Below are 6,560 nucleotides of genomic sequence, written 5' to 3' on the forward strand. Positions count from 1 at the left end.
GCCCGGCGGAGCGACGTATGACGATGATCGATTTGCGCAGCGATACCGTGACCCAGCCGACAGCGGCCATGCGTGATGCCATGGCCGCAGCGCCGCTGGGTGACGACGTGTTCGGCGGTGACCCCAGCGTCAATGCGTTGCAGGAAAAGATTGCCGGCATGCTGGGCTTCGAGGCAGCGCTGTTTGTACCGACCGGTACGCAAAGCAATCTGTGCGCGCTGCTCAGTCACTGCCAGCGCGGTGATGAATACATTGTTGGCCAGATGGCGCACTGCTACCGCTGGGAAGGCGGCGGCGCCGCGGTGTTCGGCAGTGTGCAGCCGCAGCCGCTGAACCATCAGGCCGATGGCACGCTGGCCTTGGCCGACATCGAAGCGGCGATCAAGCCCGATGATGCGCACTTTGCTCGCACACGCCTGCTGGCGCTGGAAAACACCCTGGGTGGCAAGCTGCTGCCCTTCGAGTACGTGCAGCAGGCCACGGCGTTGGCCAAAAAACACGGCCTGAATCGCCACCTGGACGGCGCTCGACTGTTCAATGCGGCGGTGGCGCAGGCCGTGCAAAACGGGAGTGACGCCCGCACAGAAGCAAAGCGCATTGCGCAGAACTTCGACAGCGTCTCCGTCTGCTTCAGCAAGGGGCTGGGCGCACCGGTGGGCTCGGCCCTGTGCGGATCGCGCGAGTTCATCGCCCGGGCGCACCGCATCCGAAAGATGGCGGGCGGCGGCATGCGGCAGGCCGGGGTGCTGGCCGCCGCTGCGTCCTACGCGCTGGATCACCACATCGAGCGGCTGGCGCAGGACCACGCGCTGGCCAGACGCCTCGCTGATGGATTGGCCGGTATCGACGGTCTGCAGGTGGAGACGCCGCACACCAACATCCTGTTTGTGGACCTGACGGGCGAGGCCAAAGCCAAATCTGCCGCGCTGCTCACTCATCTTGCGCAACACGGCATTCAGGCGACGGGTCTCTATCGGTTGCGCTTTGTGACGCATCTCGACGTTGATGCCGCAGGCGTGGACCACGCGATCGCAGCGATTCGCGGTTTCTTTGCGAAGCAGGAGGACGCTCATGCCTGACTTCCAGCATCTGTTGCTGTTCATTGCAGCCGGCTGGCTGCTCAACCTGACGCCCGGTCCCGATGTGCTGTACATCGTCACGAATTCGCTGCGCTCGGGCGCACGCGCCGGCATCGTGGCGGGCCTGGGCATTACGGCGGGCTGCTTCGTGCATATTTTTGCTGCTGCCCTGGGTGTGAGCGCGCTGCTCGCTACATCGGCCACGGCCTTTACCGTGTTGAAGTGGATCGGTGCGGCTTATCTGCTCTGGATTGGCGTGAAAATCCTGTTTGCCAGAAGTCCCAAGACCACCGATCTGGCGGCGGTGGCGGCCAGTGCGCCACCACTGGCGCTCAGGGAGGTGTTCATCGGCGGCTTCTGGACCAATGTGCTCAACCCCAAGGTGGCGATCTTCTTTCTGGCCTTTGTGCCGCAGTTCATCGCACCCGGCACCGAAAACAAGGCGCTGGCCTTTGTGCTGCTCGGCGCGCTGTTCAACCTCAATGCGATTCCCGTCAACACAGGTTGGGCACTGGTGGCGGCCTGGGCGGCCAAGCGCCTGAGCGGGGCAGGTGCGCAGCGCAGGGCCGCCCCAAGCAAGCACAGCCCCCTCGGGGGGCAGCGCAGTACACGCAGTGACCAGCGTGGGGGCTTGTTTACTTGGCTGGACCGTGCAGCCGGGGTGATGTTCATTGCGTTTGGCATCAGGCTGGCGCTTAGCGACAATCCCTCAAACTAAGTCAGAACGTTCAACCCACCGCGTTGCTGAACCCGGAAGCGACACACGAAACGAGACAGGTCATGCCGAACACCCACCAGATCACCCCGCAGGAAGCTCTGCAGCGCACCATCGAGCACCGCGAGATTTTTCACGACGAGATGCTGCACATCATGCGGCTCATCATGAGCGGCGAGATGTCGCCGGTGATGATGGCCGCGCTGATCACCGGCCTGCGCGTGAAGAAGGAAACGATTGGCGAGATCACTGCCGCCGCGCAGGTGATGCGCGAGTTCTCGACTAAGGTGAACGTGGCTGACAAGACGCATCTGGTTGACATTGTGGGCACTGGCGGCGATGGCTCGCACACCTTCAACATCTCCACCTGCGCCATGTTTGTGGCCGCCGCCGCAGGTGCCAAGGTCAGCAAGCACGGTGGCCGCAGCGTCAGCAGCAAGTCCGGCAGCGCGGATGTCATCGAGTCGCTGGGCATTCATATCCAGCTTTCACCCGAGTCCATCGCCAAGTGCATCGAGCAGGTCGGTGTGGGCTTCATGTTTGCGCCCAACCACCATCCGGCGATGAAGAACGTCGCGCCCATCCGCAAGGAACTGGGCGTGCGCACCATCTTCAACATCCTGGGCCCGCTCACCAACCCGGCCAGTGCGCCCAACATCCTGATGGGGGTGTTCCATCCCGATCTGGTGGGTATCCAGATCCGCGCGCTGCAGCGGCTGGGCGCTGAGCATGCGCTGGTGGTTTACGGCAAGGACGGCATGGACGAAGTCAGCCTGGGCGCTGCCACCGTGGTGGGCGAGCTGAAAAACGGGGAGCTGAGCGAGTACGAAATCCATCCGGAAGATTTCAGGATGCCCATGGCCAGCTCGCGTGCCTTGCGCGTCGAGACGCCCGAGCAGTCCAGGGCCATGCTGCTGGGCGTGCTCGACAACCAGCCGGGCGCCCCGCGCGACATCGTGATCCTCAACGCTGGTGCGGCGCTCTATGCCGCCGATGTGGCGGATTCGATTCAGGCCGGTATCGATCTGGCACGGGCGGCCTTGGCCTCTGGCGCAGCCAAGGCGCGGCTGCAGCAGCTGATCGCCACCACCCAACAACTGGCGGGCTGAACCATGTCTGACATTCTCGACAAGATCGTTGCCGTCAAGCACGAGGAAGTGGCTGCGGCCATCAAACGCAAGCCTCTGGCCGTGATGCGTGAAGACGCTGAATCGCGCGTGCTGACGCGCGACTTTGTGGGCGCCTTGCGCGCCAAGATGGCCGAGGGCCAGCCAGCGGTGATTGCTGAGGTCAAGAAAGCCAGCCCCTCCAAGGGCGTGCTGCGTGCCGACTTCATTCCCGCCGACATTGCGCAGAGTTATGCCGAGGGCGACGGCACGCTCAGCGCCGCCTGCCTCTCGGTGCTGACCGACCGGCAGTTCTTTCAGGGCAGCGTGGATTACCTCAAGCAGGCCCGCGCCTCGTGCAGCCTGCCGGTACTGCGCAAGGATTTCATGGTGGACCCGTACCAGGTGTACGAGGCGCGCGTGATGGGTGCCGACTGCATTTTGCTGATTGCGGCATGCCTCGACGACGCGCAGATGCAAACCCTGGAGGCGCTGGCCATGTCGCTCGACATGGCGGTGCTGGTCGAGGTGCATGACGAAGCCGAGTTGAACAGGGCCCTCAAGCTGAAGACGCCGCTGATCGGCATCAACAACCGCAACCTCAAGACCTTCGAAGTCTCGCTGGACACCACGCTGGGCATGCTGGCCAAGGTACCTTCCGACCGGCTGCTGATCACCGAGTCCGGCATTGCCACGCCCGCCGATGTGAAGCGCCTGCGCGATGCGGGCGTGAACGCGTTTCTGGTCGGCGAAGCCTTCATGCGGGCCGAAGAGCCGGGTCTGGCCCTGGCGGCGCTGTTCGGCAAGGCCTGAGTCGCTTCCAGGGCGCGAGATGGCCGCAGCAGAGACACCCGACCGTTTGGTGGCCGCCGAGCTCGGCGCCTGGCCGGTGGCGCCCGGGTGGAAGCCGCTGACTGACGATTTTTTTGCGAGCGACATCGGCCGCCGCCTGCTGGCGTTCCTGCAGGAGCGCCTGGCGCAACAGGCGGTGGTGTTTCCGCCGCAGCCCCTGCGGGCACTGGCGCTCACGCCGCCGGAAGAGGTGCGCGTGGTGATCCTCGGGCAGGACCCGTACCACGGCCTCGGCCAGGCTGAAGGCCTGGCGTTCTCGGTGGCACCCGGGGTACCGCTGCCGCCGTCGCTGCGCAACATCTTCAAGGAGTTGCAGCGCGATCTGGGGACGCCGCCGCCGAGCTTTCCTGTGCCGGGCGGCAGTCTGGTGAGGTGGGCCACGCACGGCGTGCTGCTGCTCAACACCTGCCTGACGGTGGAGGAGAGCCAGCCGGCCAGTCACGCGGGCAAAGGCTGGGAGGTGCTCACCGATGCCGTCATCCGCCATGTGTCGGACGGGGCGCATCCGGTGGTGTTCATGCTCTGGGGCGCGCACGCCCAGAGCAAACGCGCGCTGATCGACGCCAGCCGCCACAAGGTGCTGGTGGCCAATCATCCTTCGCCGCTGTCGGCGCTGCGCCCACCGCTGCCCTTCATCGGGTGTGGGCATTTCTCGCAGGCGCGCGCCTGGCGGGAGCAGCATCCAAGGCCGGCGGCAGGCTCGAAAGTCTGACCCCGGCAGATCTCTGGCATCAAAACTCGGGCGGCGTGCTGCCCACGTAATCGCGGCGGATGTTGACGGTGCTTTGTTGACCCAGTGCCTCGAAATGGCGGCGCAGCCAGCGCCGTGCCGAGCCCTGGCCCATGGCGAACAGCTTGTCGATCATGACGCGGTCGGCAGACAGCTTGCTCGATGAAGGAAACTCTTCCAGCGCCTCGCCGCCATCAATGCGGTGCAGCAGCAGGCTTTTGTAGCGCTCGCCCTCCTGCAAGCGGCCATCGGCCAGCAGGCGGTTGATGAAGTCGATGGTTCGCATCTGCAAGAGCAGGCTGGCGTTGAAAGTCAGCTCATTGACCCGGTCCACGATGGCATGAGCGGTTTGGGGCGCACTCGGTCGCCTGAGCGGGTTGATCTGCACCACGATGATGTCGCGGCTGCTGCACTCGTTGATCAGCGGCAACAGCGAAGGATTGCTTGAAAACCCGCCATTCCAGTAGGGTTGCCCATCGATTTCCACCGCCCGGAACAGCGTGGGCAGGCAGGTGGATGCCATTACCGCCTGAAGCGTCAGCTTCTTGCCATGAAAGATCTCGGCCTTGCCAGTGGGGACATGGGTGGCGGAGACAAACACCTTGGGTTGCTGATGCCGGGCAATGGCTTCGAAATCAATCTCGTCCTGCAGCAGGCGGCGCAAGGGGTTGATGTCCAGCGGGTTCGATTGGTAGGGTGACATCCATTGGTTCAGGGACTTTCCCAAGAAGTTTGCACCCACTTTTTCACTCGACCAGTAACCCATCATCATCTTGCTGATGCCTTCAGCCATGGAGCCCAGACTGCCCATGGCGGCCACGCGCTGCCACAGGGTGCTCAGTGTGGCCCGGGCGGCTTCGCGTGCGGCCATGGCGTCCTGGCCGTCGCGGGCGGCTGCTGCAAACCCGTGGGCCAGGGCCACCGCATTGACGGCGCCAGCGCTGGCGCCGCTCACGCCGTCGATCTCGATGCGTTCGTCCTTCAGCAACTCGTCCAGCACACCCCAGGTGAAGGCACCATGCGAACCGCCGCCCTGCAGAGCGAGATTGACCCGGCGAACCGGGCTGGAGGGTTGGTGCGTGGTGGCTGGCAATTCAGCGGGCTGGGGGTTCATGGTGGTTCCGGGAGGCTGTGGGGACCAGAAACAGCCGGAATGCGAGTCCAGTGCTCACTTTAAATGGGCCTTGAATAGGCCTTGTCAACGGCAAGTTTCATGCCCCGGCGGGCTCACCACTGGCGCAGGGGGTGCCGCTGGAGCCCCCGCTGGGCTCACATCGCGCAGTCTTGCGCTGCGGGGCTCTACCAGTTGCCATAAAACCGTGGCATAATCCGAGGTTCGCTTGAAGGATGGGTGCCCGAGTGGCTAAAGGGGGCAGACTGTAAATCTGTTGGCTTACGCCTACGCTGGTTCGAATCCAGCCTCATCCACCAGATTTTTGGGTCTTTTTTGTTCGATGTTGCTCCGGTCCGATGGACGGGAGTGCAGGTGCAGAAGTCAAGCGGCCAGTGCCGGTGCCGAAAGGCCCTGATGCATTGGGAGATGTTTGTGATGTCTGGTCAGTGCGAGTTGATTTGGCAGAGCTGCGCGGGAGTAGTTCAATGGTAGAACCCTAGCCTTCCAAGCTAATGACGCGGGTTCGATTCCCGTCTCCCGCTCCACCTTGTGTGGGTGTGGTGTGCAGGTTGTGCCGGTAGCTTGCCTTGTCCGGGTTCGCAATGAGTGTTCAATGAGTATTGTTGGGGAGTCCTGGTGACTTCCTGATCAGGCCCTTTTGGCTCAGTGGTAGAGCACTCCCTTGGTAAGGGAGAGGTCGCGGGTCCGATTCCCGCAAAGGGCACCATATTTGAGAGCCGCTGCGGCGCAAAGGCGCTGCAGGCGGCGAGAGTAGTGAACTGGTTTTGTAACTCTTCATCAATTTCTGGAGTTTGAAATGGCAAAAGGCAAATTTGAGCGGACCAAACCGCACGTCAACGTCGGCACGATTGGCCACGTGGACCACGGCAAGACCACGCTGACGGCGGCGATCACCACGGTGCTGGCAGCCAAGTTCGGCGGCGAAGCCAAGGGTTACGACCAG

Annotated in this window: 7 protein-coding genes and 3 tRNA genes; 9 read left to right on the forward strand and 1 reads right to left on the reverse strand. The window is 63.5% G+C overall.

Features of this window, described 5'->3' with window-relative positions; genetic code table 11:
• Positions 1–17 precede the first annotated feature (17 nt).
• The 5 genes from ltaE (at position 18) to AAG793_RS12810 (ending at position 4,464) form a co-directional block, all read left to right on the forward strand.
• Positions 18–1,079 (forward strand): low-specificity L-threonine aldolase, encoded by a 1,062-nt coding sequence (ltaE, locus tag AAG793_RS12790; protein WP_341908671.1) that lies wholly within the window; start codon positions 18–20, stop codon positions 1,077–1,079.
• Positions 1,072–1,797, forward strand: a complete 726-nt coding sequence (locus AAG793_RS12795) for a LysE family translocator (RefSeq protein WP_341908672.1) — start codon at positions 1,072–1,074, stop codon at positions 1,795–1,797. Before ltaE ends, AAG793_RS12795 begins: the two co-directional genes overlap by 8 nt.
• A gap of 62 nt (positions 1,798–1,859) precedes the next feature.
• Entirely contained in the window at positions 1,860–2,903 is a 1,044-nt protein-coding gene (trpD, locus tag AAG793_RS12800; RefSeq protein WP_341908673.1) for an anthranilate phosphoribosyltransferase, read from the forward strand.
• A 3-nt stretch (positions 2,904–2,906) separates the two neighbouring features.
• Positions 2,907–3,713: an indole-3-glycerol phosphate synthase TrpC gene (trpC, locus tag AAG793_RS12805; RefSeq protein WP_341908674.1), complete on the forward strand. Its 807-nt coding sequence runs from the start codon at positions 2,907–2,909 to the stop codon at positions 3,711–3,713.
• Between the two features lie 19 nt (positions 3,714–3,732).
• Entirely contained in the window at positions 3,733–4,464 is a 732-nt protein-coding gene (locus AAG793_RS12810) for a uracil-DNA glycosylase (protein ID WP_341908675.1), read from the forward strand.
• Positions 4,465–4,483: 19 nt separating this feature from the next.
• Here AAG793_RS12810 and AAG793_RS12815 read toward each other — a convergent pair whose 3' ends face one another.
• Entirely contained in the window at positions 4,484–5,596 is a 1,113-nt protein-coding gene (locus tag AAG793_RS12815) for a patatin-like phospholipase family protein (RefSeq protein WP_341908676.1), read from the reverse strand.
• A gap of 231 nt (positions 5,597–5,827) precedes the next feature.
• Between AAG793_RS12815 and AAG793_RS12820 the strand changes: the two genes are divergently transcribed.
• From AAG793_RS12820 to AAG793_RS12835, 4 genes are all read left to right on the forward strand, one after another.
• Positions 5,828–5,913 (forward strand) — tRNA-Tyr (locus AAG793_RS12820).
• Positions 5,914–6,067: 154 nt separating this feature from the next.
• Positions 6,068–6,141 (forward strand) — tRNA-Gly (locus AAG793_RS12825).
• Positions 6,142–6,248: 107 nt separating this feature from the next.
• A tRNA-Thr gene (locus AAG793_RS12830) sits at positions 6,249–6,323 on the forward strand.
• A 90-nt stretch (positions 6,324–6,413) separates the two neighbouring features.
• The coding region (locus AAG793_RS12835; protein WP_341908688.1) for a GTP-binding protein at positions 6,414–6,560 on the forward strand (147 nt) is incomplete at its 3' end.

Source organism: Polaromonas sp. YR568 (assembly GCF_943372955.1).
In the GTDB taxonomy this organism is placed as follows: Bacteria; Pseudomonadota; Gammaproteobacteria; order Burkholderiales; family Burkholderiaceae_C; genus Polaromonas.

Excerpts from the sequence above, each read along its gene's own strand:
- AAG793_RS12810 (WP_341908675.1), top strand. The coding sequence starts at position 3,733 with ATGGCCGCAGCAGAGACACCCGACCGTTTGGTGGCCGCCGAGCTCGGC.
- AAG793_RS12815 (WP_341908676.1), bottom strand. The coding sequence starts at position 5,596 with ATGAACCCCCAGCCCGCTGAATTGCCAGCCACCACGCACCAACCCTCC.
- AAG793_RS12795 (WP_341908672.1), top strand. The coding sequence starts at position 1,072 with ATGCCTGACTTCCAGCATCTGTTGCTGTTCATTGCAGCCGGCTGGCTG.
- trpD (WP_341908673.1), top strand. The coding sequence starts at position 1,860 with ATGCCGAACACCCACCAGATCACCCCGCAGGAAGCTCTGCAGCGCACC.
- ltaE (WP_341908671.1), top strand. The coding sequence starts at position 18 with ATGACGATGATCGATTTGCGCAGCGATACCGTGACCCAGCCGACAGCG.
- trpC (WP_341908674.1), top strand. The coding sequence starts at position 2,907 with ATGTCTGACATTCTCGACAAGATCGTTGCCGTCAAGCACGAGGAAGTG.